Consider the following 24,473-nt stretch of genomic DNA (forward strand, 5'->3'; position numbering starts at 1 on the left):
CGGCCACACCCCCACAGCCGACCCGGTATCCGGACACGGCCACCGACACCGACACCCCGATACACCGACCAGGAGACAGTCCCCATGGCCACCCCCCACGCCCTCAGCCCCGCACAGGCCCTCCCCCGCCTGCACGACCTCATCGTCCTCGACGTCCGCACTCCCGGCGAATACGCCACGGGCCACGTGCCCGGCGCCCTGAACATCCCCCTCGATCAGATCGCACGCGCCCTCCCCGCCATCCGCCACGCCGCCGACCGCGGCGACATCCTGGTCGTCTGCGCCTCCGGAGCGCGCTCCGACAGTGCCTGCAAGACACTCGCCGAGCACGGCATCGACACCGCCACCCTCGCCGGGGGCACCGGCGCCTGGGCCGCCGCGGGCCACGACCTCCACCGCCCCCCGCAGGCCGCACGCACGGCGTGGGCCATGGAGCGCCAGGTCCGCCTGACCGCCGGCACGCTCGTCCTCGCGGGCCTCGGGCTCGGCCGGCTCCACCCCGCCTTCCGGCTCGTCTCCGCCGCCGTCGCCGCCGGCCTGACCTTCTCCGCCCTCACCGACACCTGCGGCATGGCAGCCGTGCTCGCGAAGCTCCCCCACAACCGTCCGCGGGCGAGCGACCTCGATGCCGCACTCGCGGCCCTCCTCGATCAGCACCCCCGGGGGTGAATACCCCCTGGGGTACCATGGAGGTGAACAGCACACCCAGCAGGAGGTATCCGGTGAAGGTCGATGACGACGCGGTCAGCTCAGTCCTCAACCGACTGCGCCGCGCCCAGGGACAGCTCGCCGGGGTCATCGCCATGATCGAAGCCGGCCGCGACTGCAAGGACGTCGTCACCCAGCTCGCCGCCGTCTCCAAGGCACTCGACCGCGCCGGATTCAAAATCGTCGCCAGTGGCATGCGCCAGTGCATGAACAACGCCGACGAGACTCAGGCACCCATGACCGAGGAAGAACTCGAAAAGCTCTTCCTCACCCTCGCCTGACACCGGCCGCCTGCCGCGCCGCCGTTGTTCCACGGCAAGCCCGGCCTAGGGTCTGTATCGAGTTGCCCGCGGCGTCGCGACGCCCGGCACGCACCCTCGGCGCACGAGCCACATGCCCTAGTAGCTCCGCTACGAGGACATTCGTCCCGCACCCCGAGGGCACGCCCCGAACGCCGCTCCTTGCTCCACGGGGCAACTCGATACAGACCCTAGCGCCCCGACCTGACTTCACTCGGACCGCAGCCTGCGGACCCGGGCGCCGAACACCCGCCAGCGCCGCTCGTTGTCGCGCACGAGTACTGCCGATTCCGAGAGGAGGTCCGACGCCCGGTCGAGCAGCTCGCACGCCGAGAAGATGTAGGCAGGGGCGTTCCTTTCGGAACCGAGGTCGGACCGCAGCGACGCGGGAGAGAACGTGACCCGGTCCAACAGGTCGAGGCAGCGGTGCAGCAGCCTGGCGACCAGCGCCAGCAGGCCCGCCGACTGCCAGTCGTTGGCGATGATGCGGTGGCGCTCCCCGAGCAGGTCGGCCAGCGCCGGGTAGGCGGCCAGCTGGCCGACGGACTCCCATGACTGCTCCATGGCGTGCGCCAGCCAGGTTCCGGTCTGGTCGCTGTCCTGCGCGACCTCCCTGAGATCCCGCTTCAACCGCTGGAGCTCGACGGGCTCGCCCTCCCCTTCCATGAAGAGGATCCCCGACTCCGCGACAAGCCCAGGGGCATTGAGATCCTCCGCACCGGCGAACTCATGCCCCACGGAGTCTCGGACATCGGTCACACTCCATCGGGCCGCCAGCGACTTCAGTGCCCGGGAGCAGGCCTGCAGTTCGTCCGCCTGCCGCAACGGAGCCTGCGAGTAGAACTGCTCGTGCTCGCGATGGAACCGCGCAAGGTTGGCGATCACCCGCAACAGCGGTTCCGGAGGTCTGGTCCGCGCCTCGTCCTCGGGCATGCGAGCAGTGTGCGCCCCGGGCCACACCCCCGAACAGCGACACGCCGCCCGGCCGTGCCGGGCTCAGCCCCGGTGCGGCCGGCTGGCGGACGCTCAGCACGGACCGCTCGGCCGGGCACCGGCCGCGCCTCTGCCGCCACAGGGCCGGTCGGACCTCCGCCGTGGCCCACAGGACCCTGCGCACGCACCTGCTCGGGGTGCTCAGATGGAAGGGAAGAAGGGTCCCGACCCCACCTGCCCGCCCCCGGGGGCGACGACAGGATCCGCGACCGAACACGGCGAAGGAGCCGGTCATGCCCGCATCTCGGTACACCGTCAGTGACGTCATGACACACACTGCCGTCGCCATAGGCCGCGAGGCGTCCTACAAGGAGATCGTCGAGCTTCTGCACGAGTGGAAGGTCAGCGCCGTTCCGGTCCTGGAAGGCGAAGGCCGCGTCGTGGGCGTGGTCTCGGAGGCCGACCTCCTGCCCAAGGAGGAGTTCCGGCGCGAGGAGCCGCGCCTCCCGGAGCAGCTGGATGAGGCTTCCAAGGCCGGGGGCGTACTCGCCGAGGACCTGATGTCGAGCCCAGCCGTCACCGTCCACCCGGACGCCACCACTGCCGAAGCCGCCCGCATCATGGCCCGCAGGCACGTCAAGCGCCTGCCGGTCGTGAATCAGCTGGGCATGCTGGAGGGCGTCGTCAGCCGCAGCGACTTGCTGAAGGTCTTCCTCCGGCCCGACGAGGAGCTGGAAGAGGAAATCCGGCAGGCCGTACTGACCGACCTCGCGCCGGGCATGACGTCCCTGGACTTCTCGGTGCGCGAAGGCGTCGTCACGCTCCGGGGCCCCCTGCACGATCGCGCTCTCGTCCCCCTTCTGGCCCGCGCCATCAGGGCCGTCGAAGGGGTCGTCGACGTGCGGATCGAACTGGACGGAACCGTCTCTGCCGCGGCATAGGCCCCAGCGGGCGCGGTGTGCTCCCGCCTTACCTGTCGGAGCAGACCGTCAAGATTCTCGTCTCCCGCCTTCCGGGCAGGCGGGGTGTCGAGCGCGGGGATGGCCGGATCCGGACGGTCGGACGCAAACGGCTCCTGCGGCTTGCGAGGTGCCGAGGGGTCCGAGCGGCCCCCGACGAGGACCGTTCGGCCCTCCCCCGGCAGCCCGGGGCCGGAGGAGGGTGGTTGCGGACCAGACTCCACAGACCGTGGTGGACGAGGAGCCCGTCATGACCCATCCGATCATCACCAAGCAACGCCGCCCTACCACCGCCTACCGGCTCTCGGACTATGAGGAGACCTGCGCGGCGTTCACCTGGGATCAGGCCCGGTCCTGGCTGTGCGGCCTCCCCGACGGGGGTCTGAACATCGCTTTCGAAGCGGTCGACCGGCACGTCATGGCCGGTCACGGCGGCTGGGAGGCCCTGCGGTGCGTGGCCTCGGACGACTCCGTGACACATGTGAGCTATGCGGAGCTCGCCGACGAAGCGTCCCGGTTCGCCAACGTCCTCGCGGGTCTGGGAACGGCGCCGGGAGAACGGGTCTTCACCCTCATGGGCCGACGCAGGGAGCTCTACGTCACGGTGCTCGGCACGCTGCGAGCCCGACTCGTCCTCTGCCCGCTCTTCGCGGCGTTCGGCCCCGAGCCGGTCCGTCAGCGGCTGGCCCTGGGTGGCGCCCGGGTCCTGGTCACCACCGAGGCCCTGTACCGGCGCAAGGTCGAGGGGATCCGGCAGGCGCTCCCGGGCCTGACCGACGTGCTGCTGGTCGGTCCCGTCACCGATCCGCCGGCCGGCACCCTGGTGCTCGACCGTTTGATGGAGCACGCCTCGCCGGTGTTCCCGGTGCCGCCGACCGACCCCGAGGACATGGCCCTGCTCCACTTCACCAGTGGGACGACGGGCGCGCCCAAGGGTGCGGTCCACGTGCACGAAGCGGTCGTGGCGCACCATGCCACGGCGGCGTTCGCGCTGGATCTCGGCCCTCGGGACGTGTACTGGTGCACGGCCGACCCGGGCTGGGTGACGGGTACCTCGTACGGAATCATCGCCCCGCTCACGCACGGCGCGACAGTGGTGGTGGACGAGGGAGACTTCGACGTCCACCGTTGGTACCGGATCCTCGACACCCACAAGGTCGCGGTCTGGTACACGGCGCCGACGGCGATACGCATGCTGATGCGTGCGACACCCCCGGGCAGCGGCAGAGCCCTCCCCGGCCCGTACGACCTGTCGGCCCTCCGGTTCATCGCGAGCGTGGGCGAGCCGCTCAACCCGGAGGCCGTCCGCTGGGGGCAGGAGGTCCTGGGCCTGCCGGTGCACGACAACTGGTGGCAGACCGAGACGGGCGCCATCATGATCGCCAACTACGCTTCCAGCGACATCCGTCCCGGCTCCATGGGGCGGCCGCTCCCCGGCGTGCACGCGGCGATTCTCGAACGCGGGCAGGACGGACGGGTGCTCCTGGACGACGGCCATGTCCGACCCGTGACCCGACCGGGCGTGGAGGGCGAGCTGGCCCTGCGGCCGGGCTGGCCCTCGATGTTCCGTGACTACCTGAACGACCGCGCACGCTATGACGCCTGCTTCGCCGACGGCTGGTACCTGACCGGCGATCTGGCGAAACGGGACGAGGACGGGTGGTTCTGGTTCGTCGGGCGCGCGGACGACGTGATCAAATCCGCCGGTCATCTCATCGGACCGTTCGAGGTGGAGAGCGCACTCATGGAGCACCCGGCTGTGGCCGAGGCAGGGGTGATCGGCCGCCCCGACCCCGTCGCGGGGGCCGTGGTCAAGGCGTTCGTCTCCCTGCGCCCCGGACACGAACCGCAGGCCGCGCTGAAGCGCGAGCTGCTGGCGTTCGCCCGCCGGCGGCTCGGTCCCGCCGTGGCCCCGCGTGAGATCGAGTTCGACCAGAACCTGCCCAGAACCCGCAGTGGCAAGGTCATGCGCCGCCTGTTGCGCGCCCGTGAACTCGGGTTGCCCGAGGGCGACCTGTCGACGCTGGAAGGTCCCGTCCGGGACCTGTGAGGAAAGGCACGGCCATGAGCACCACCACCCGGCGGGCCACCGGTGCGAAACGCGTCGCCGCCCGGCGAACCACTCCGGCGCCACCAACGGCAGGCCAGGGACCCGGCCATGACCACCAGCTCGAACTGCTCCGGCAGATGCTGCTGATCCGACGCTTCGAAGAACGCTGTGTCGAGCTCTACAGCGCCGAGAAGATCCGCGGCTTCGTGCACCTCTACATCGGCGAGGAAGCCGTCGCCGTGGGGGTCGGGCAGGCGCTGCGCGATGACGACGCCGTGGTCTCCACCTACCGCGAGCACGGCCACGCCCTCGCCCGGGGCGTGCCGGCCGGTGCCGTGATGGCCGAGATGTTCGGCAAGGCCACCGGGTGCAGTCGCGGGCGCGGTGGGTCGATGCACCTGTTCGACGCCGGACGGCGGTTCTACGGCGGCAACGCGATCGTCGCCGGGGGACTGCCCCTGGCCGCCGGGCTGGCCCTCGCCGACCGGATGCGTGGCATCGAACGGGTGACCTGCTGCTTCTTCGGTGACGGGGCCTACGCGGAGGGAGAGTTCCACGAGACGGCCAACCTCGCCGCGCTGTGGCAGCTGCCGCTGCTGCTGGTCTGCGAGAACAACCTGTACGCCATGGGGACCAGTCTGGCGCGGGAACACGCCCAAACGAACCTCGCGATGCGTGCCGCGTCGTACGGTATGCCCGCGTGGACGGTCGACGGCATGGACGTGCTTGCCGTCGAGGCGACCGCGCGGAAGGCTGCCGAATCCGTCAGGGCGGGCGGCGGTCCGCACTTCCTGGAGGCACGGACGTACCGCTTCCGGGCCCATTCGATGTACGACCCGGACCGTTATCGCGACAAGGACGAGATCGCGCGGTGGAAGACGCGGGACCCGCTGGCCGGCCTGGAGGATCGGATGCGTGTCGAAGGAGGCCTGGGCGACCTTGCGAGGAAGCGGCTGGAGGAGGACGTGACCGCCGAGATCGACGCGTCCGTCCGCGCCGCCGAGGCCGCCCCGTACGAACCGGTCACGGACCTGTTGCGGTTCGTGACGAGCCCTGCCGGGGGTGCGCCGTGAACGCCCGCCGGTCCGCGGGTACCGCCTCGACGGCCCGTACGACGTACCGGGAAGCGCTGCGCGACGGGCTGCGGGACGCGCTGCGGACCGACGACCGGGTCTTCCTCATGGGTGAGGACGTGGGCCGGTACGGCGGTTGCTTCGGTGTGAGCCTGGGCCTGCTGGAGGAGTTCGGACCCGACCGGATCCGCGACACTCCCCTGTCGGAGTCCGCCTTCGTCGGCGCGGGCATCGGTGCCGCGCTGGGCGGGCTGCGTCCGGTCGTCGAAATCATGACCGTCAATTTCAGCCTGCTCGCCCTCGACCAGATCCTCAACAACGCGGCGACGCTGCTGCACATGTCCGGCGGACAGCTGAACGTACCGATCGTGATCCGCATGACCACCGGCGCGGGCCGCCAGCTCGCCGCCCAGCACTCGCACAGTCTGGAAGGCTGGTACGCCCACATCCCCGGCATCCGGGTGCTCACCCCCGCCACCGTGGACGACGCCCGGCACATGCTGGCCGCGGCGCTCGACGACCCCGACCCGGTCGTGATGTTCGAACACGGCAGCCTCTACAACGAGGAGGGCCTGCTGGACGGTACGGTCGGTTCCGTCGGCCTGGACTCCGCGGCGGTACGCCGGCCGGGCACGGACGTCTCCGTCATCACCTACGGGGGGTCGCTGCCCAAGGCCATGGCCGCCGCCGAGACCCTGGCCGAGGACGGCATCGGCGTCGAGGTGGTCGACCTGCGGTCCCTGCGCCCCCTGGACGACGCGACGGTACTGGCGTCCGTCGCCCGGACCCACCGGGCCGTGATCGTGGACGAGGCCTGGCGCAGCGGCAGCATCTCCGCGGAGGTCGCGGCCCGCATCTCGGAGCGCTCCTTCTACGAACTCGACGCACCGGTCCAGCGGGTCTGCAGCCAGGAGGTGCCGATCCCCTACGCGCGACAGCTGGAGGAAGCCGCTCTGCCGCAGGTCGCCTCCATCGTGGCAGCGGTCCGGCAGGCGGTGGCCTGACGTGGGCGAGTTCACCATGCCGTCCCTCGGAGCCGACATGGACGAGGGGACCCTGGTCGAGTGGCTGACCGCCGAGGGAGCCGAGGTCGCACGCGGGGACGTCGTCGCGGTGGTGGAGACGGCCAAGTCGACGATCGAGGTGGAGTGCTTCGAGTCCGGCACGGTGACCGAGCTGCTGGTCGAGCCCGGGGCGACCGTCCCCGTGGGAACGCCCCTGGCGGTCATCTCCCCCACCGCACCGGTACCGCCCCCCGCCGCGCGCGGAGCCGTCCCGGCCGAAGAGGGGACGGCCACCCCCCTCGTCCGGCACCAGGCGGCCGAGGAAGGCGTGGACCTCAAAGCTCTGCAGGGCAGCGGCCGCGGCGGCCGGATCACGCGGTCGGACGTCTCCCGGGCCGCTCATCCGGGACCCTCCCGCATCAAGGCATCACCCCTCGCGCGGCGCCTGGCGGACTCTCTCGGCGTCGACCTCGCCACCGTCCGGGGCTCGGGCCGCAACGGCGCGGTCAAGGCGGACGACGTCCGTGCCGCGGCCGCATCCGGCACCGGCACCGGCACCGGCCACGCCGCGGTCGTGACGGAAGCGGCCGTAGCGGCCGGGCCTCGACGCACCGCCACGCCCACCCCCCCTGATTCGGGCAAAGCCTCCTCCGCCGGCGACCGCGCCGCCATTGCCCGGCTGATGTCCCGCGCCAAACGCGAGATCCCGCATTACTACCTGTCCACCACCGTCGACCTGGCCGCGGCGCTGGAGTGGATGCGTCGGCAGAACAGCACGCGGCCGGTCGGCGAGCGCCTCGTACCGGCCGCGCTGCTGCTGAAGGCGGTGGCACTGGCCGCACGCGAGGTGCCCGAACTGAACGGCCACTGGACGGACGGCCGCTTCGTCGCGGCTGCCGGTGTCCGGCTCGGCACCGCCGTGTCCCTGCGCGGAGGCGGCCTCGTGGCTCCGGCGCTGGCCGACGCCGACCGCATGCCCCTCACCGATGTGATGGCAGCGTTGAAGGACCTCGTCTCCCGGGCCCGCCACGGCAGGCTCCGTGCTTCGGAGACCGCCGACCCGACGCTCACGGTGACCAACCTCGGAGACCAGGGGGTCGAGTCGGTGTTCGGCGTGATCTATCCGCCCCAGGTGGCGATGGTCGGCCTCGGTCGGGTGACCGAGCGCCCCGTAGCCGTCGCCGGCATGATCGCCCTCCACCCGACCGTCACCGCCACCCTGTCCGCCGACCACCGGGCCAGCGACGGCGCGACCGGTGCCCGTTTCCTCACCGCGCTCGACCGCCTGCTCCAGCATCCGGAGGACTTGTGACCCGCGAAGAGGCCCTCGAAACGATCAAAGCCGTGATCGAGGAGGTCGTCCCCGGCGCCGATCCTTCGGCGGTGTCGGCTGACGAGAACTTCCGCGAGGGTCTGGAGATGGACTCACTGGACTTCCTCTCCTTCGTCGAGGCGCTCAGCGGGCGTACGGGGCTGGCCCTCCCGGAACAGGACTACCCCGCGCTCACCACCCTCGGCGGATGCGCGGACTACGTGGCCGAGCACACCGAAGGCGCACCGTCCGATGCCACGTAGACGGTCGGCGGGCACCGGCTGGTCAGCCCACGACACGGGCCCGGTCGGCCCTACCTCAGGCAGGCGTGGAACAGCAGGCTGGAAGGGCGATCCGCGGTTGGAGGCACCATGAAGCACATGCGCACCGTGAACGACGTCATGACGCACGCCGTCGTCTCCCTCGACCTCGCGGCGCCCGTCCACGACATCGTCGCGACCATGCGGCGGTGGGGCTTCGGCTCCCTGCCCGTCCTCTCGCCCGAGGGCCGTGTGGCCGGTGTCGTGTCCGAGGCCGACCTGCTGGCCAAGGCGGAGGGCACCGACGCATCGCACACCGTGACGGCAGCACAGCTGATGACCGTTCCACCGGTGACCGTGCCCAAGGACGCCTCGATCGCCGGCGCCGCCCGGCTGATGGCGCGGGGACACTTCAAACGGCTGCCGGTGGTCGACGGCGGCGGCCGGCTGGTCGGCGTCGTCAGTCGAGGCGACCTGCTGAAGATCTATCTGCGCCCCGACGAGGACATCGCCGAAGAACTGCGGGAGCTGTTCATGACGCGGCTGATTCCCTCGGGAACGGCGACCGTGCGGATCCACGTCGACCACGGCGTCGTACGGCTGGATGGCGACGTATCCGATCCGGCCCTGGTCGGCGTACTGCCGCGCATCGCGCGTTCGGTGCCCGGGGTCGTGGACGTCTCGTCAGGACTGCACTCGAAGGTGACGGCCTGAACGCGACGGCGGGCGGGCAACTACGAAGGAGGATCCGGTGAGGCACAGGGAAGTGCGCGAGCTGATGACCGGTGAGGTCGTCACGGTCGCCCGCAACGCCACGTTCAAGGACATCCTGCGGACACTCGGCGAACACGACGTGTCCGCCGTGGCGGTCACCGACACCCGCGGACGCCCTCTCGGCGTGATCTCGGAGGGCGACCTGCTCCCGAAGTCCGCCGACCAAGGCGATTGGTACGGCTCGCTGCCGCGCCCCGAACGATGGGAGAGCGACAAGGCGGCCGGCACGAGCGCGGAGGAACTGATGTCGGCACCGCCCGTCTGCGCCCGGCCCGACTGGACCGTGGCCGAGGCCGCCCGGCTCATGGAGAGCCAGCGGGTCAAGCGGCTCCTGGTCGTCGACGACTCCGACATCCTCGTGGGCATCGTGACCCGCGGCGACCTGCTGCGGGTCTTCCTGCGCGACGACGACGCCATCCGCCACGAGATCACCGGGGAGGTCCTCGACCGGACCCTGCACCTGGATCCCGTGTCCGTGTCCGTCGACGTGGCGGACGGGCGGGTGACCCTCCACGGGGTGGTGCGCTTGCGAAGTCTCGTTCCGGTCGTGGAGCGCCTCTGCCGCACGGTGGACGGCGTCGTCCGGGTCGACGCGCACCTCGCGTGGGAGACGGACGACACCGGTACAGGCCGTTGAGAAGGGGAGGGGACCAACGATGAACGTGTCGGAAGCCATGACCACGCCCGCGGTGAGGGTCACCGGGTCGACGACCATCAGGGACGCGGCACGGCACATGGGCGTGCACGGCGTCGGCTGTCTCGCCGTGGCGGAAGGCGAGGAACTGCTGGGTGTCGTCACCGACCGTGACATCGTGCTGCGCGGGGTGGTCCAAGGCCTGGACCTCGAACATCCGGTACAGGAGATCATGACCACACCGGCCGTGACCGTCGGCGCCGACGAGGACATCAGCGCTGCGTACCGGACGTTCCGCAACAGCGGCGTCCGGCGCCTACCGGTCCTGGACGGGCAGCATCTCGTGGGCATGCTGACGGTGGACGATCTCCTGATGGACGTCTTCCGAAGGGTCGGCGACCTGCTCGGCCCCATCGCCTGGAGCGTGCTGGACGAACCCCCCGGGCCGCAGGACGAGATCGGGCCGCGCGCACCAGTGGACGGAAAGAGTCCACCCGCTTCTCGCGGATCCTGATCGTGCGGTGCACGGCCGCCGGCCGCTTCTCCGCATCCTCAACCTCGGACCCCTTCCGCCACTTCCATGAAACCGCCGGCCGCAGCAGTCCGCCAGGGCCGAACGGCCCCCTTTCCTCCCCGATGGCCCCTTTCCTCCCCGATCGGGCACGGAGCAGCCCCGCCGCGGGGCGGGGCTGCCTTTCAGGCGGCTTCGGCGAGTTCACTGCTGATGTGGTGGGCCCACGTCCGAATGCGCTCGGGGTTGCGGAAATCGCCGCCTTTCCCGTGGCGGACCAGTGCCTTCGCGAGAAAGCCCGGTGTGCTCGTGGTGATGCTGCCTCCGAAGGTGGCGTGCTCGCGTGCGCCCAGCCGTTCCATCTGCTCGGCCACGGCCGGAACGGGCGGGATGTCCCGGCGCTCCGCAGAGCTGTCGACCGGTCCGCTGCTGAACAGCCAGACAGGGCGGTGCCTGAGGTGGTGCGCGTTGCGTTCCGCGCAGTGCCGGGCCTTGCCGCTCCACCGGCCGGCGTACAGGGACCCGCCGAGGACGACGGCGTCGAAGCCGCGGACGTCGTCCACGTCGTCCGCCGGGAGCACGACGGCGTCGAAGCCGTCCTCGCGGAGGGTCCTGCCGATCTCCGACGCGATCCCGGCGGTCGCGCCGTGCTTGCTTCCGTAGGCGACCAGCACCCTCTTGCCGGTCATGGCGCTTCGCCCTGCTGCTCGTCCTGAGGGCGCTTGACGGGGATGGTGCGGCGGCCCGCGGGGGGCTCGGCCTCCATGGCGATGCGGACCGTCAGGATGCCGTCCTTGTACGCGGCGTCGACCTCGTCGGGCGGGATCCGGCCGGGAAGGCGGACACTGCGGCGGAAGAACCCGTAGCGGAATTCGGAGTGGTCCTTCTCCTCCGTGCTCTCGGTGTGCTCGGCGCTCACGGTGAGGGTGTCGCCGTCCACCGTGATCTCGATGTCCTTCTCGGGGTCCATTCCGGGCAGTTCGGCGCGGAGCGTGTACATGCCGTCGTTGCTGGTCACCTCGATCGCGATCGTGTGGGTGCCGAAGGCCGACCGCCACATGGGCAAGCGCGGGAAGTCGGCTCCGAACCAGTCGGTGAGGTCGGGGAAGAGGCTGCGCCTCCGCTCCATCTGCGTGCCTGTCATGGGATGCTCCTGGGTCTGCGGCGCCGTCATCCGGCGCCTTCGTGAGGTTCTGTCATCACGGTCGCCCCGGGACCGCACATTCCGCTTGGGCCTGTCGGGGCAGCGACAGGACCATTCGGCCCCGCCGGCGGGTGGAGCGGCTGTCCTCAGGACTCTCCACGCCTTCGCCGCGACGTCGTCGATCCGCTCCACCTCGAAGGCGCCGTCCGTCCGTGCGGGTCCGGGCAGGGGCCGTTCGGGCCGGGGAGGGGACCACAGGGCCCATGCGCGGGCCGGGCGGGACCCCGAGACTGGAGGCGGACTCGGATCAGGAGGTCGTCGATGAGCACTCCGTCACCCACCCGAATCGCCACCGCGCTGCCCGCGGACTGTCGCACCCGCCTGATGGAGATGGCCCAGGAGGTCAACTTCGACGAAGGGACGCGCCTCTTCCGCGAGGGCGGCCACGCCGACAGGTTCTGGATCGTCCGGTCCGGCACCGTCACCCTGGACGTCCACGTGCCCGGTCGGCGCGCGGCGGTCGTCGAAAGCCTCGGTTCCGGTGAACTCGTCGGCTGTTCATGGCTGTTCAAGCCCTACACCTGGCGTCTGGGCGCGGACGCGATGACTCCTGTACGCGCGTACGAGTTCGACGCCGCGCGCGTCCGGATGCTGATGGACACCGATCCCGTCTTCGGTTCCGCCATCGGCCACTGGGTCGGGCAGGTTCTCGCCCACCGGCTGCAGGCCACGCGGATCCGCCTGCTCGATCTGTACGCCCCGTACGGCAGTGGAAGCTTCCTGTAAGCCACCCGTATGACCGGGGGTCCGGCGTGGCCCCGCCCGGAGGCGGTCTCACGTGCGCGTGCGGGCTAGGGTCTGTATCGAGTTGCCCCGTGGAGCAGGGAGCGGCGTTCGGTGCGTGCCCTCGGCGTGCGGGACGGATGTCCTCGTAGCGGAGCTACTAGGGCATGTGGCTCGTGCGCCGAGGGTGCGTGCCGGGCGTCGCGACGCCGCGGGGCAACTCGATACAGACCCTAGCGCGCGGCCCCGCCTGCGTCAGGGGAGTGCCCCGGGCCCTCGTGCAGGTGCCTGACGTGGGCGTCAGGGCCGGGGAAGAAGACAGTGGTACGTCCGGTGTCGGACCAGCGGACGTCGTACGGCGGAGTGCCGTCCGGGTGGTGCAGGGCGATGACCTCGCCGTCCCGGCCGGGCTTGCCGACGCTCGGTCCGCCCACCACGATCTGGTCGCCGACCTCGGCATGGACGCCCGGTCCGTAGTGCGGTGCGAACGTGCTCATGATCATGCCTTTCTGCGAAACGCGCCCCGCAACAGCCGGGCGGCCGCGAATGCCGCGAGAGCGGCGGCCGAAGCGAGCCAGACCCCGGTCCAGCCCACTGGTTCGGTGTCCAGCAGCGATTGCAGCCACGGCACGTACAGGGCGGCCATCGCCAGCAGGGCGGATCCCGCCACCGAGGCGGGAAGGAAGAGGTTCGCCCTGGTCAGCAGACGGGCCCGCAGGCCGAGCGCCACACCGAGCTGGGCTGCGAGCAGGGCCAGGAAGAGCACGCTCTGCCAGGGCAGGTCCAGTGTGCGCGCGGCCGCGCCCGCAAGCAGGCTGACCGCCGTCACGGCGCAGGCGAGGACGAGGAGGCGCTGCCACACGCCCGCGGCGAGGATGTGCTGGCCGGGAGGCCGCGGCGGCCGACGCATGGCCCCCGGCGAGACGGGTTCCGCGCCCATGGCCACGCCCGTCAGGCCGTGGGTGAGGAGGTTGATCCACAGGATCTGCCCCGCGCGCAGCGGCAGGGGCAGGCCGAGCAGGGGGCCGATCAGCATCACGAGGATTTCGGCGGCTCCGCCGGCCATGGCGTAGACGAGGAAGCGCCGGATGTTGTCGTACACCCGGCGTCCTTCCTCGACGGCGGTGACCACGGTGGCGAGTTCGTCGTCGGTGAGGACGAGATCGGCGGCCTGGCGGGCCACCTCCGTACCACGGGCGCCCATGGCGACCCCGATGTCGGCCTGGTGGAGGGCGGGACCGTCGTTGACTCCGTCCCCGGTCATGGCGGTGACCGCACCGTGGGATCTCCAGGCGTGCACGATGTCCAGCTTCTGCTGGGGGTCGGTGCGGGCGAAGACCCGGACGCCGGTCAGGTCGGTGTCGGGGGCGGCGGCCAGCTGGGCGCCGGTGAGGATCTCGGCGGCCTCGCCCTCCCGGACGAGGCCGGTGCTCTCGGCAATGGCGCGTGCCGTCGCCGGATGGTCACCGGTGATCATCACGGGTGTGATGCCGGCCGCGCGGCAGGCCGCGAGGGTCGCGGACGCCGCGGCTTTGGGCGGGTCGCTGATCGCGATCAGGCCCAGGAGTCGCAGTTCCCGCTCCGCTTCGGTGGCGGGCAGGGGCTGCCAGAGCCGCTCGGTGCCGGCCACCGCCAGAACGCGGAATCCTTCGCGAGCCAGCGCGGCGGCCTGTTCACGGGCCTGTTCCAGGAGGCGGGACGGTTCGTCGAGCACGGAGGGGTTGAGAACGGCCTCGGGGGCTCCCTTGAGGCAGACCAGCACGTTCCCGTAGGGCAGGTGGTGCAGGGTGGTCATGCGCTTGCGCATGCTGTCGAACGGCGCTTCAGCGATCCGGGGGCATTCCCGGTGCAGCTCCGCGGGGTCGGGGCAGCCTGCCTTGGCGGCGGCGGCCAGCAGCGCCGCCTCCATGGGATCGCCCACCGCGGCCCAGGTGTCCTGTGCGGTTCCCGACGGCTTGAGGGCGGCGTCGTTGCAGAGCGCCGCCGTGGTGAGGAGTTCCTGGATCGGGCGGAGCTGCTCAGGCGTCAGGGGGTGCCCGGCGCGGGTCAGTTCTCCGTGGGGGTTGTAGCCGCTGCCCGATACGTCGGCGGAACCGGACGGGGTCCACAGGTGCTGGACGACCATGCGGCCCTCGGTGAGAGTGCCGGTCTTGTCCGTGGCCAGCACGCTGACCGAGCCCAGCGTCTCGACGGCCGGCAGGCGCCGGACGAGGGCCCCTCTGGCGGCCATCCGGCGGGCGCCGAGGGCCAGGGCGAGGGTGACCACGGCCGGAAGGGACTCGGGCACGGCCGCGACGGCCAGGCTGATGGCGGTGACGGCCATCGTGTCCGGTGCGAGGCCGCGAACCAGCCCCAGGGCGAAGAAGAGCACGCACAGGGTGATGGTGACGACGGCGAGTACGCGGCCGAGCGAGGCCAGCCTGAGCTGCAGCGGGGTCGGTTCGTGGCCGTTGCCGTCCAACAGCGCGGCGATGCGGCCGAGCGCACTCGTCGGGCCGGTGGCCGTGGCGGTGGCCGTTGCGCGACCGCGGACGACCACGGTGCCGGCGGACACCGGTTCCCCCCGCGCCTTGTCATTGGGCACGGACTCGCCGGTGAGCATGGACTCGTCCATCAGGAGCGCGGATGCTTCGACGAGTCGGGCGTCGGCGGCGACGATGTCGCCCTCGCCCAGCAGCAGGGTGTCCCCGGGCACCACGAGTGCTGCGGGGACCTCGTGTGGGACGCCGTCGCGCAGCACACGGGCGTGGGGGGCCGAGAGGGCGGAGAGCGCGGCCACGGCATGGTCGGTCCGGACCTCTTGCGCGACCCCCACGGTGGTGTTGAAGACGACCACGAGTCCGATCACGACCGCGTCGGGGTAGTCTCCGATCGCGATGGTGAGCAGGGCGGCACCCAGCAGCACCATGATCAGCGGATCTCGCAGTTGGGCCAGCACCCGGCGGTGAAGGGGTGTCGGCCTGGGCGGTGGTACCTCGTTGCGGCCGTGACGGGCCAGCCGGCGTTCGGCCTCGGCCTGTGTCAGCCCCGGGTGGCCCGGGGCACGCGGGGCCGGTGCGTCGGTCGTGCGGCTGGTCATGTCGGGCTCATCCGTCGGGGACGGTGACGACCGGACAGTGCGCCCGGTGCAGGAGACCGTGCACCGTGGATCCCAGCCGCATGCCGGTGTAGCCGCCTCGGCCGCGGCGGCCCACGACGACGGCCAGAGCATGCTCGGCCGCCCGGGCCAGTTCCTCGACGGGATGGCCGACCAGCACCTCGTGTGTGAGGACCACGTCCGGATACTTCCCGGACAGTCCGGCGGTGGTCTCGGCCAGCACGGCTCGCTGCGCCTGGAGGGCGACTTCCTCGTCGTGCAGCAGGAAGACCGGCGGCTGCCACACCGAGATGGCCCGTACCCGCGCTCCGCGCAGGTCTGCCTCGTCGAAGGCGAATTCGAGGGCCGCGGCCGAGGCCCTGCTCCCGTCGATGCCGACGACGATGTACAGCGGCCGTTGCGTGATGTGCTCGGCGCCGCCCACGACGACGACGGGGCAGGACGCCTGCGCCGTCACCGGGAGCACGAGCGATCCGGCGCTGAGTACCTCCGCGACGCGGCCCAGGTGCCGGGAGCCGAGCACGACCATGCGGGCCTGCTCTCCCATGGCCGCTATGACGGGGGCGGGAAAGCCACCCCGCAGATCGGTGGCCACGACCAGCTCGGGATGCCGTTGCCGGACCCAGTCCCGGGCCTGCTCCAGCCTCTCGGTACCCGCTCCTCGCAGAGCGGTCAGCCGTGGGGTGTCGTCGATGTGCGGGGTGTCGTGCTGGGGCGGGACCGCCAGCACGAGGCGGAGGGGAAGCCGACGCCGCAATCCCTCGTCGGCCGCCCAGGCCAGGGGAAGGTGCCAGTCCCTGTCCGGGTCGATTCCCACGACGATGCCGCGAGCACCTTCCCGCGCCGCGGTCACGACCCGCTCCCGGAGCCGCTGCCGAACCGGGGGATGAGGAGGACGGGGCAGTGTGCGTGGTGCACCAGACTGTGCGTGGCCCTGCCGAGACGGCGCGAGAGCCCGAGCGGGGTGGGGTTGCGGCGGCCGCCCATGACCAGGAGGTCGGCGTGCCGGGACGCCTCGACCAGGACTCCGGCGGTGGAGAAGCTCTTCTCCCCGTCGCTGTCGACGGTCAGGTCCGGGAACTCGGCACGGATCGTGTCGGCGATCGCCCGCACGGCCTCCTCGTGCTCCCTGCTGATGGCGTCGACGTCGTCGAGCATGGGTACCACGCTACCGACGGACTGGAGGATGTTCCACACGTGCAGCAGCCGCAGGGACGCCTTGCGCAACCGGGCCTCGTGGGCGGCGTAGCGGGCGCACACCAGGTCGTGTCCGTCGCGGACGGCGGCGAGGACGCTCCCCCGCTCCTCCGCCTCGTCGATGCCGCGGACCACTATGACGGGGGTGCGGGCGACGGCTGCGATGCCCAGTCCGACGGAGCCGAGCATGAGCGAGTCGAAGCCGCCCAGGCCGCGGTTGCCGACGACGAGCGTGCTGGAGAGGCCGGCGGCACGCTGCAGGCTCGTGATGGCGTCCGAGCGGCTGAACTCCGTGGTCACGACCAGACCGGGGTACTCGGCGGTCACGGCCTTCGCCGTGTCGTCCAGGAGCGCCCGGCCGGCGACACGGACCGTTTCGATGGTCTCCGCGGACGCGTACAAGGCCCTGCCCTCGGTGTCCGCGCCGTGGACGATGTGGAGCGGGCGGCCTCGGCGCACGGCCTCCGCCGCGGCCCACAGCGCAGCGCGGCGCGCCGACTCAGAACCGTCGACACCGACGGTGACCGAGCTGGTGCCCGGAGTACGAACTGTGCTTTCCACGGTCACTCCCGAACGAGAAGCCGATGGGGACACCCTCCACGGTGACGGCCGCGGCGCCCTGGCAGGAGGGCCGCCCGGGACCGCCTCGGGGACCAAAGGTCCCCATCGCCGGACGGCCGGACCGGCAGGTGGGGCGAGTGGCCCGTCCGGTCCTCGGACGGGGCCGTTCGGCCCTCGCTTCCCCCTCCGCTCCGGCGGAGGGTGAAGGCACACCCACAGGACTTCGGCCGTACGCGCTCCGGAACGCGGGAGGGTCCTCATGAAGCACATCAAGGTGGCAGACCTGATGACCGGCGAGGTCGTTTCCGTGACGCCGGAAACCCCGTTCAAGGACGTGGCGAAGCTCCTCGCCCAGTACGACGTGTCGGGCCTGCCCGTTCTGGACGACGAGGACCATGTCGTGGGCGTCGTCTCACAGACCGACCTGCTCGCCCCCCGTGCTCCGGTCCCCGGCTCGGGCACCCGGGCCGCCGCGCCCTCGCAGCCCCCCACGGCGGGCTCCCTCATGTCCTCCCCCGCCGTCACCGTCCAGGCCGAGGAGACGGCGAGGGAGGCCGCCCGGCTGATGACGCGCCGTGGCATCGAAAGGCTGCCCGTCGTCGACGTCGAGGACCGCCTCGTCGGCATCGTCACCCGGCGCGACCTCCTCCGTACGTTCCTGCGCCCGGACGCGGAGATACGCCGACGCGTCCAGGACGTACTCGCGGACCTCGCCGGCCTTTCGGCCGAAGCTGTCGAAGTGCACGTCGTGGACGGAATCGTCACCCTGGAGGGCAGCGTGCACCATCGAAGTCAGCTCCCCGTACTCCTCGCCCTCGTCGAAGGGATCGACGGGGTCGTGGCCGTCGCACCGCGCATCACCGCCCGCTGCGACGACCCGGCGAACACCCACGCCGGTCACCGCGTCATGCCGTGGTGACCCACCCGGCCCGCCACACTAAGGAACTCGCCTCATGAAGAACCACGTCACAGTGGGCGTCGACGGCTCCACCGAGAGCCGTGCGGCGGCACGCTGGGCTGCGCGCGAAGCGCTGCTGCGGCAGGTACCGCTACGGCTCGTCCACGCCGTCGACTGGCTCCTCGACCCCGTGCTCCCCGGTGTCGGCCCGTCGGGCGCAGACAAATGGGCGGACCGCGCCCTGACCGAAGCGGCGCAAGAGCTGCACGGGCGCCACCCGAGCCTGGAGATCATGACCCGCTGTCCGACGGGGCGCCCCGCGGCCGCTCTGGCCGCCGAAGCCGCCGACTCCGCGTTGCTGGTCCTCGGGTCGCGCGGCCTCGGCGGACTCACCGGCTTCCTCGTCGGCTCGGTGGCCCTGTCCGCCGTGGCCGCCACCGACACCCCGGTGGTCCTCGTCCGCGGCCCGGACGAACAGGAGGAGGCGGCCTCCGGTTCCGAGGCCGGAGCCGGAGCCGGAGCCGGGATCGTCGTCGGGATCGACATCCAGGAGGCAGGCGACAGGGTCCTCACCTTCGCCTTCGAGGAGGCGGAGCGGCGCGGCTGCCGACTGCGGGTCGTCCACACCTGGAAGATGCCTCCCGCGTACAGCTACGTCCCCTTCCTCGACTCCGACAACGCACGGGACATCGGGCGGAGCGTGACGCGTACGGTCGAGGACATGCTGCTGCCCTGGCGGCACAAGTTCCCCGACGTGGACGTCTCGACCGGCGTGTCCATGGGTTCCGCGGCCGAGCGGCTCCTCGATGCCTGCCGGGGAGCGGAACTGGTCGTGGTCGGGCGCCGCCTTCGTCACTCCCCCCTGGGCGCACACCTGGGCCCCGTCGCCCACGCGGTGCTGCACCACGCGGCCGCCCCGGTCGCCGTCGTCGCCCACCCCTGAACTGTCCGTGCTCTCTGCGGATCGAGCACCGAGGAGCGTCATGGAGCACCTGCGCACCGTGGCCGACGTCATGACCCGTGGGGGCGTCTGCGTCGACCGCGGAACCGCGTTCAAGGACATCGTGGAAACGATGCGCATGTGGAACATCAGTGTCCTCCCCGTTCTGGCCGAGGACGGACAGGTGGCCGGCGTGGTCTCCGAAGCCGATCTGCTGCTCAGCACCCAGGCATCCGACCCGGACCGGGCGACCACCGCCGAGCGGCTGATGACCCGTCCCGCCGTGACGGTACCGACGACTGCCACCATCCAGGCGGCGGCCCGCGTGATGGCGCGCGGCCACCTCAAGCGCCTCCCCGTGGTGGACGGCGACGGCCATCTCGTCGGCGTCGTCAGCCGCGGGGACCTGTTGAAGGTGTACCTGCGCCCTGACGCGGACATCGGCACGGAGATCCGTGAACTGATCATGCTCCGGCTGATCCCGCGCGGCTCGGCCGAGGTCCACGTGCACGTCGACAACGGCATCGTCTACCTGCACGGGTCCATCCCGGATCCCTCGATGGAGGACGTACTGGTCCGCGCGGTGGGCACCGTGCCGGGGGTCGTGGACGTCAGGGCCGACTTCACGGTCCCGGTTTCCTCGTGAAAGGAGTGCGCTCATGAGGCACCGCAGCGTCGCGGAACTGATGACGCCCACGGCCGTCACGGTCCGTCCCGCCACGGCGTTCAAGGAAATCGCCCGTCTCCTGCAGGAGTACGACATCACCGCCGTACCGGTCGTGGACGGGACAGGGCGCCCGGTCGGCGTCGTGTCCGAGGCCGACCTCCTCCGTCGGCGCCCACCCGGCGGTACGCCGACCGCCGGGGACCTCATGACGAGCCCGGCCGTCACGGCCCGCCCCGAGTGGAGCGTGGTCCGCGCCGCCCGGGTGATGCAGCGCCACAACGTCAAACGCCTGCCGGTCGTCGACGCGAGCGGGCGGATCAGCGGCGTGCTCAGCCGGAGCGACCTGATCCGGCTGTTCCTCCGCCGCGACCACGCCATTCAGGAGGAGATCGTGGAGGAGGTCCTGACCCGCATCCTGCGGATAGCGCCTTCCTCGATCACCGTCGACGTGGAGGACGGGCTGGTGACGCTGAGCGGCACGGCGCAGGACGCGGACCTGCTGCCCGTGATCGTGCGGCTGTGCCAGAGCGTCGACGGGGTCGTCGACGTCGACAACAGACTGGCCTGTGTCCGGGCCACCGCAGGCCGTGTCCGAGCCGCCGGACGTCCGACCCGGGGAGGAACAGCATCGCCGAGCCGGATCACCGTAGGTCTGGACGGCTCCGGTGCAGATCCCGCCTGCGTCGACTGGGCGGCTGCCGAGGCCGAACTGCGCGGCGCCGAGGTGGAGCTCCTGCATGTGGAGGACTGGCCGGTGTACGCGCCCTTCGCCGCGCCCCTTCCCGAGTCACGGCGGCGGTGGACGGACGAACTCCTGGCCCGTACCCGGGAACGTGTGGCCGAGGAGCATCCCGCCCTGACCGTCGGGACCCGTCGGATGGACGGCATGGCCGTTTCCGACGCCCTCGCGTCCGCCGCCGTGGACGCGGACCTCCTGGTGCTGGGCTCACGCCGACTGGGGTCGATCGCCGGGTTCTTCGTGGGGTCCACCGGCTCGGACACGATGGTCAGGACCGAGACGCCCGTGGTACTCGTCCGCGCCGGGGGTACGGGTGCGGACGGCGGGCCGGTCGTGCTGGGAGTGGATCTGCGCAGCGATTGCGACCGGTTGGTCGCCTTCGCCTGCGCAGAGGCCCACTGGCGGTCCTGCCCGCTCGTCGTCGTTCACGGCTGGTCGCCACCGCCCGTGTTCTCCCCCGCACCGGCCCTCGACCCCGGTGTCGGGGACGAGATCGCCGACGGGCTGGAAGCAGCGCTCGGAGATCTGCTGGAGCCGTGGCAGCGCAAACACCCCGGCCTTTCCGTCGACTCACGCGCCGTCATGGGGCAGCCCGCCGTTCAGCTGCTGGAGGCGGCGGCCGGCGCATCGCTCGTCGTGGTCGGCCGTCGCATACGCCGCCCCGCTCTCGGCGCCCACATCGGCCGCATCACCCATGCGGTGATGCACCACGCCACCTCACCGGTCGCCGTCGTCGCGCACGATTGAGACCACGCAGACAGGACCAGCGCCGTGACCACACAACACCTCGACCACGCGACCGTCGCCCAGATCGTCGGCGACGCCGTCCGTGCTCCGTCCATGCACAACGCACAGCCATGGAGGTTCGTGTTCCGCTCGGAAGCCGGTGTCATCGAGTTGCACGGCGATCCCGACCGGGCCATGACCAGGACGGATCCGGACCATCGTGCGCTTCACCTCGGCTGCGCCGCCGCGCTGTTCAACCTGCGTGTCGCCGCCGCCTGGCACCGCCACCCCGTCACGGTGCAGATGCTGCCCGACCCGAGCGAGCCGTGGCTGCTGGCCTCGGCGGCGTTCGACGGGCCTGACCCCGAGGACGTGCCCACTGCCCTGCACGACGCCATCGGCCGCCGCCACACCAGCCGCGACCCGTTCAGCGACGAGCCCGTACCGGACGCGCTGCTGGACGGCCTGAGGGCCGCTGCCCGCCTGGAGGGCTGCCGACTGGCGATTCCGGGCGCCTGGCACGCCGAGACGGTGCTCGGCCTGATACGGGACGCCGAGCACCGCGAGGCGATGGATCCGGCGGTCCAGGCGGAGACCGCGGCCTGGACCGCCCCCGCACGCGGCACTGCCGGGCCGCTCGGGGACGGCGTCCCCACCGCCGCGTTCGGGCCGCGGAGTTCCGGCGCGCCCGCCCCGGTCCGTGACTTCGGCGCTTCGCAGCACATGCCGGACCGCGGCTGGGCCGTGTTCGAGAAGAGGCCGCAGCTGGCCCTGCTCGCCACGGCCGGGGACACCAGGGCCGACTGGCTGCGCGCCGGGCAGGCCATGGAACGCGTCCTCCTGCAGGCCACCGCCGACGGTCTCGCCACGTCGATGACCTCCCAGGCCCTGGAGTGGCGGGAGCTGCGGTGGACGGTACGCGATCCGGCCGAGGCGATGGGGCACGTCCAGATGGTCATCCGGCTCGGCTACGGGCCCCAGGGGGCCGCGACGCCGCGGCGGCCGGTGACGGAGGTTCTGGAGATCCTCTGAGAACCGGCTCCGCGGCGCCGGCAGCGGGAGGTCACGGAGCGAGGTCCCGGCGGCGGAGGAGCACATGGGCCACCAGGAGACCGAGCAGCCCGACTCCTGCCAGGATCCCGAACTGGGCCCACAGGACACGGCCCTCGGCCAGGGCGTCGCCCGGGGCGTAGTAGTGGAACGGGCTGAGGAACCTCAGCGGCGCCGCCGGCGCCCAGGCCAGCGCGACGAAGTTGACGGCGAAGCCCACCGCCGCGATGGCGATGGTCGCACCGATCACCTGTGACCGTCGGCGCCCCGCCGCCGACACGGCCATGGCCGGACCGATCATGCACAGGGCGAAGCCGAGGCCCATGAACCCGGCGGCGAGGACCCCGCTCAGCGGCACCGTCCGGTGGATCTCCGGGGACAGTGCCACCCCGGCCGCGACCGTGACCGTCGCCGCCGCGTTCAGGGCCAGCACCACGGCCAGGAGCGCCGCGGTCCGCTCGGCCAGCAGCCGGGTGCGGCTGACGGGCCGCACCATCACCAGCTCCACCGTTCCCGATTCCACGTCCGCCGCCACGGCGGCGGCCGCGAGCGAACCGATCGCGGTGAGCTGCATGGCGATCCAGAAGGGGTGGGTCAGGCCGGCCCCCAGCAAACCGGGGTAGCTGGCGATCGACACGTTCCCGCCGGAGCCGCTGAAAGCCTGGTAGGCGGACGGCGGACCCTTCCCGCCGGAGGAGAACAGCTCCCCCGGGGCGAGGGCGCCTGCCACCACCACGATGAGCGCCTCGAAGGCGACCATTCCCAGCAGCAGGGCGACCAGCATCCTGCGCCGTCGGTGCAGGGCGAGCCAGAACAGGGGCCACCGGCTCTTCACGCTTCCTCCTCCGGGCCGACGTCGCGGTAGAGGTCGAGGAACGCCTCGTCGAGTCCCGCCTCCTCCACCGTGACGTCGGCCACGCGCAGGGCGAGCAGGCCGCGCAGCGCGCCCACCACCTCGCTCGGCGGCACGAGCAGTTCCACCCGGTCGTGCTGCCACTGCGGGGCCCAGCGTTCGGCGGCGCCCAGCGGCCGGGGCCCCTCGCCGTCGGCGAAGGCCAGCCGGATCCGTCGGGCGCGTGCCTCGCGCAGCCCGGCCACGCTCTCCACCGTCACCAGCCGTCCGTCCCGCACGATCGCGACCCGGCCGCACGTGCGCTGCACCTCCGGCAGGATGTGGCTGGACAGCAGGACGGTCCGTCCGACGGCCGCCGCTTCCCCCAGCAGGGCGAAGAACGTCTCCTGTACCAACGGGTCGAGGCCTTCGGTCGGTTCGTCCAGCACGACCAGCCGCGGATCGTGCTGCAGGGCCTGCACCAGCCCGAGCTTCTGCTTCATGCCGCGCGAATAGCCGGAGACGGGGCGGGTGAGGATCGACGTGGTCAGCCCCAGCCGGTCGCACAACTCGCCACGACGGGGCACCGGGGCGCCTTGGAGGGCGGACAGCAGATCGAGGGTTTCCGCTCCGGAGAGTTCGGGGTACAGGCGCAGCTCGCCCGGCAGGTATCCGATCTGGGGTGCCAGCCGGAGGTGCTCACCCATCGGGTCCAGCCCGAGCACCCTGACGCGGCCCTCGGTCGGCCGCAGGAGGCCGGTGAGGCAGCGCAGCGTGGTGGTCTTCCCGGCTCCGTTCGGTCCGAGGAAGCCGAAGACCTCCCCGGTCCGCACGGTCAGGCTGAGGCGGTCGACGCCCGTGACCTCTCCGTACCTCTTGGTCAGGCCGGTCAACTCGATCGCCGGCACGTCGACCATGCCTCCGTTCCGGGCCCGCGCCCCCGCGGCCGCCGGGTCACCCGGGGACGTGTCCGGTGACGCGGTAGGGGGTCGGCCCGGCTCGTTCACAGGATCGCCGCGCCGTCCATCCAGCCGCCGTAGGGCTTGAGGGAGTCCTCCTGCGGCGGCGCCCCGGAGCCGGCGATGTCGCGGTGGGCGATGCGCTTGAGCTGGTGGGCGAGGTCCTCCAGGGCGCGGGCGGCCGCGAGTTCGTCACCGATCTCGGGCACGTCCTTGTCCGTGGGGTTGCAGCGGGCGGTTCCGTGACCGGTGAGCCGGTTGGAGCCGGTGTCGAGTTCGACGCGGACCTTGGTGGTGCCGTCCTCCTCGAACAGGTAGAGGCGGGTCTTCCACTCGCTGGTGTGGGACATGGTGTTCCTCCGG

General features: G+C 71.7%; 26 protein-coding genes and 2 pseudogenes. 18 read left to right on the forward strand and 10 right to left on the reverse strand.

Features of this window, described 5'->3' with window-relative positions; genetic code table 11:
* Window positions 1–84 precede the first annotated feature (84 nt).
* Window positions 85–669 (forward strand): rhodanese-like domain-containing protein, encoded by a 585-nt coding sequence (locus ACFWFZ_RS26050; RefSeq protein ID WP_387125391.1) that lies wholly within the window; start codon window positions 85–87, stop codon window positions 667–669.
* 17 nt (window positions 670–686) lie between these two features.
* The gene (locus ACFWFZ_RS26055; protein ID WP_387125392.1) at window positions 687–989 is read left to right on the forward strand and encodes a metal-sensitive transcriptional regulator; all 303 of its coding nucleotides are present in this window, start codon (window positions 687–689) and stop codon (window positions 987–989) included.
* A gap of 228 nt (window positions 990–1,217) precedes the next feature.
* Here ACFWFZ_RS26055 and ACFWFZ_RS26060 read toward each other — a convergent pair whose 3' ends face one another.
* Window positions 1,218–1,940 carry a hypothetical protein gene (locus tag ACFWFZ_RS26060; protein WP_387125393.1) on the reverse strand — a complete coding sequence of 241 codons (723 nt, stop codon included), beginning with the start codon at window positions 1,938–1,940 and terminating at the stop codon, window positions 1,218–1,220.
* A gap of 293 nt (window positions 1,941–2,233) precedes the next feature.
* Between ACFWFZ_RS26060 and ACFWFZ_RS26065 the strand changes: the two genes are divergently transcribed.
* The 9 genes from ACFWFZ_RS26065 (at window position 2,234) to ACFWFZ_RS26105 (ending at window position 10,520) form a co-directional block, all read left to right on the forward strand.
* Complete coding sequence (locus ACFWFZ_RS26065; RefSeq protein WP_387125394.1) at window positions 2,234–2,881, forward strand: CBS domain-containing protein; 648 nt, start codon at window positions 2,234–2,236, stop codon at window positions 2,879–2,881.
* 268 nt (window positions 2,882–3,149) lie between these two features.
* Window positions 3,150–4,949 (forward strand): acetate--CoA ligase, encoded by a 1,800-nt coding sequence (gene acsA / locus ACFWFZ_RS26070; RefSeq protein WP_387125395.1) that lies wholly within the window; start codon window positions 3,150–3,152, stop codon window positions 4,947–4,949.
* Window positions 4,950–4,963: 14 nt separating this feature from the next.
* Window positions 4,964–6,022: a pyruvate dehydrogenase (acetyl-transferring) E1 component subunit alpha gene (gene pdhA / locus ACFWFZ_RS26075; protein WP_387125396.1), complete on the forward strand. Its 1,059-nt coding sequence runs from the start codon at window positions 4,964–4,966 to the stop codon at window positions 6,020–6,022.
* The gene (locus tag ACFWFZ_RS26080; RefSeq protein WP_387125397.1) at window positions 6,019–7,026 is read left to right on the forward strand and encodes an alpha-ketoacid dehydrogenase subunit beta; all 1,008 of its coding nucleotides are present in this window, start codon (window positions 6,019–6,021) and stop codon (window positions 7,024–7,026) included. The genes pdhA and ACFWFZ_RS26080 overlap by 4 nt, the downstream gene beginning before the upstream one ends.
* 1 nt (window position 7,027) lies before the next feature.
* Window positions 7,028–8,338 carry a dihydrolipoamide acetyltransferase family protein gene (locus tag ACFWFZ_RS26085; protein WP_387125398.1) on the forward strand — a complete coding sequence of 437 codons (1,311 nt, stop codon included), beginning with the start codon at window positions 7,028–7,030 and terminating at the stop codon, window positions 8,336–8,338.
* Entirely contained in the window at window positions 8,335–8,601 is a 267-nt protein-coding gene (locus ACFWFZ_RS26090; RefSeq protein ID WP_387125399.1) for an acyl carrier protein, read from the forward strand. The genes ACFWFZ_RS26085 and ACFWFZ_RS26090 overlap by 4 nt, the downstream gene beginning before the upstream one ends.
* 108 nt (window positions 8,602–8,709) lie before the next feature.
* Entirely contained in the window at window positions 8,710–9,312 is a 603-nt protein-coding gene (locus tag ACFWFZ_RS26095) for a CBS domain-containing protein (protein WP_387125400.1), read from the forward strand.
* 37 nt (window positions 9,313–9,349) lie between these two features.
* The gene (locus tag ACFWFZ_RS26100) at window positions 9,350–10,009 is read left to right on the forward strand and encodes a CBS domain-containing protein (RefSeq protein ID WP_387125401.1); all 660 of its coding nucleotides are present in this window, start codon (window positions 9,350–9,352) and stop codon (window positions 10,007–10,009) included.
* A gap of 19 nt (window positions 10,010–10,028) precedes the next feature.
* Complete coding sequence (locus tag ACFWFZ_RS26105; protein ID WP_387125402.1) at window positions 10,029–10,520, forward strand: CBS domain-containing protein; 492 nt, start codon at window positions 10,029–10,031, stop codon at window positions 10,518–10,520.
* A 182-nt stretch (window positions 10,521–10,702) separates the two neighbouring features.
* Here ACFWFZ_RS26105 and ACFWFZ_RS26110 read toward each other — a convergent pair whose 3' ends face one another.
* Together ACFWFZ_RS26110 and ACFWFZ_RS26115 are read right to left on the reverse strand one after the other, a co-directional pair.
* On the reverse strand, window positions 10,703–11,206 hold the full coding sequence (locus tag ACFWFZ_RS26110) for a flavodoxin domain-containing protein (protein WP_387125403.1): 504 nt from the start codon (window positions 11,204–11,206) through the stop codon (window positions 10,703–10,705).
* Window positions 11,203–11,661, reverse strand: coding sequence for an Hsp20/alpha crystallin family protein (locus ACFWFZ_RS26115; protein ID WP_387125404.1), 459 nt, complete (start codon window positions 11,659–11,661; stop codon window positions 11,203–11,205). The genes ACFWFZ_RS26110 and ACFWFZ_RS26115 overlap by 4 nt, the downstream gene beginning before the upstream one ends.
* A gap of 321 nt (window positions 11,662–11,982) precedes the next feature.
* Between ACFWFZ_RS26115 and ACFWFZ_RS26120 the strand changes: the two genes are divergently transcribed.
* Window positions 11,983–12,447 (forward strand): Crp/Fnr family transcriptional regulator, encoded by a 465-nt coding sequence (locus ACFWFZ_RS26120; protein ID WP_387125405.1) that lies wholly within the window; start codon window positions 11,983–11,985, stop codon window positions 12,445–12,447.
* A gap of 230 nt (window positions 12,448–12,677) precedes the next feature.
* Here the strand turns inward: ACFWFZ_RS26120 and ACFWFZ_RS26125 are convergent, their stop codons facing one another.
* The 4 genes from ACFWFZ_RS26125 to ACFWFZ_RS26140 are packed head-to-tail and all read right to left on the reverse strand — an operon-like array spanning window position 12,678 to window position 17,299.
* Complete coding sequence (locus ACFWFZ_RS26125; protein ID WP_387125406.1) at window positions 12,678–12,941, reverse strand: DUF1918 domain-containing protein; 264 nt, start codon at window positions 12,939–12,941, stop codon at window positions 12,678–12,680.
* Window positions 12,942–12,943: 2 nt separating this feature from the next.
* Window positions 12,944–15,523 carry a cation-translocating P-type ATPase gene (locus ACFWFZ_RS26130; protein WP_387125407.1) on the reverse strand — a complete coding sequence of 860 codons (2,580 nt, stop codon included), beginning with the start codon at window positions 15,521–15,523 and terminating at the stop codon, window positions 12,944–12,946.
* Window positions 15,524–15,530: 7 nt separating this feature from the next.
* Complete coding sequence (locus ACFWFZ_RS26135; protein WP_387125408.1) at window positions 15,531–16,394, reverse strand: universal stress protein; 864 nt, start codon at window positions 16,392–16,394, stop codon at window positions 15,531–15,533.
* Complete coding sequence (locus tag ACFWFZ_RS26140) at window positions 16,391–17,299, reverse strand: universal stress protein (protein ID WP_387125409.1); 909 nt, start codon at window positions 17,297–17,299, stop codon at window positions 16,391–16,393. Before ACFWFZ_RS26140 ends, ACFWFZ_RS26135 begins: the two co-directional genes overlap by 4 nt.
* Window positions 17,300–17,558: 259 nt before the next feature.
* On the opposite strand from ACFWFZ_RS26140, the gene ACFWFZ_RS26145 reads away from it, so the two are divergent.
* The 6 genes and pseudogenes from ACFWFZ_RS26145 (at window position 17,559) to ACFWFZ_RS26170 (ending at window position 22,301) form a co-directional block, all read left to right on the forward strand.
* Window positions 17,559–18,218, forward strand: a complete 660-nt coding sequence (locus ACFWFZ_RS26145) for a CBS domain-containing protein (protein ID WP_387125410.1) — start codon at window positions 17,559–17,561, stop codon at window positions 18,216–18,218.
* Window positions 18,219–18,252: 34 nt separating this feature from the next.
* Window positions 18,253–19,140: a universal stress protein gene (locus ACFWFZ_RS26150; protein WP_387125411.1), complete on the forward strand. Its 888-nt coding sequence runs from the start codon at window positions 18,253–18,255 to the stop codon at window positions 19,138–19,140.
* A gap of 40 nt (window positions 19,141–19,180) precedes the next feature.
* Window positions 19,181–19,783: a CBS domain-containing protein gene (locus ACFWFZ_RS26155; RefSeq protein ID WP_387125412.1), complete on the forward strand. Its 603-nt coding sequence runs from the start codon at window positions 19,181–19,183 to the stop codon at window positions 19,781–19,783.
* 13 nt (window positions 19,784–19,796) lie between these two features.
* Window positions 19,797–20,366 (forward strand): annotated as a pseudogene (locus tag ACFWFZ_RS26160) (CBS domain-containing protein); the annotation flags it as partial.
* Window positions 20,367–20,453: 87 nt separating this feature from the next.
* A pseudogene (locus ACFWFZ_RS26165) lies at window positions 20,454–21,290 on the forward strand (universal stress protein); the annotation flags it as partial.
* Between the two features lie 24 nt (window positions 21,291–21,314).
* The gene (locus ACFWFZ_RS26170; RefSeq protein ID WP_387125413.1) at window positions 21,315–22,301 is read left to right on the forward strand and encodes an Acg family FMN-binding oxidoreductase; all 987 of its coding nucleotides are present in this window, start codon (window positions 21,315–21,317) and stop codon (window positions 22,299–22,301) included.
* A gap of 31 nt (window positions 22,302–22,332) precedes the next feature.
* Here the strand turns inward: ACFWFZ_RS26170 and ACFWFZ_RS26175 are convergent, their stop codons facing one another.
* The 3 genes from ACFWFZ_RS26175 to ACFWFZ_RS26185 form a co-directional block, all read right to left on the reverse strand.
* The gene (locus ACFWFZ_RS26175) at window positions 22,333–23,154 is read right to left on the reverse strand and encodes an ABC transporter permease subunit (RefSeq protein ID WP_387125414.1); all 822 of its coding nucleotides are present in this window, start codon (window positions 23,152–23,154) and stop codon (window positions 22,333–22,335) included.
* Window positions 23,151–24,068: an ABC transporter ATP-binding protein gene (locus ACFWFZ_RS26180; RefSeq protein ID WP_387125415.1), complete on the reverse strand. Its 918-nt coding sequence runs from the start codon at window positions 24,066–24,068 to the stop codon at window positions 23,151–23,153. The genes ACFWFZ_RS26175 and ACFWFZ_RS26180 overlap by 4 nt, the downstream gene beginning before the upstream one ends.
* Before the next feature lie 86 nt (window positions 24,069–24,154).
* Window positions 24,155–24,460 (reverse strand): DUF1876 domain-containing protein, encoded by a 306-nt coding sequence (locus ACFWFZ_RS26185; protein ID WP_387125416.1) that lies wholly within the window; start codon window positions 24,458–24,460, stop codon window positions 24,155–24,157.
* Window positions 24,461–24,473 lie beyond the last annotated feature (13 nt).

This window comes from Streptomyces sp. NPDC060232 (assembly GCF_042726555.1).
Taxonomy (GTDB): domain Bacteria; phylum Actinomycetota; class Actinomycetes; order Streptomycetales; family Streptomycetaceae; genus Streptomyces.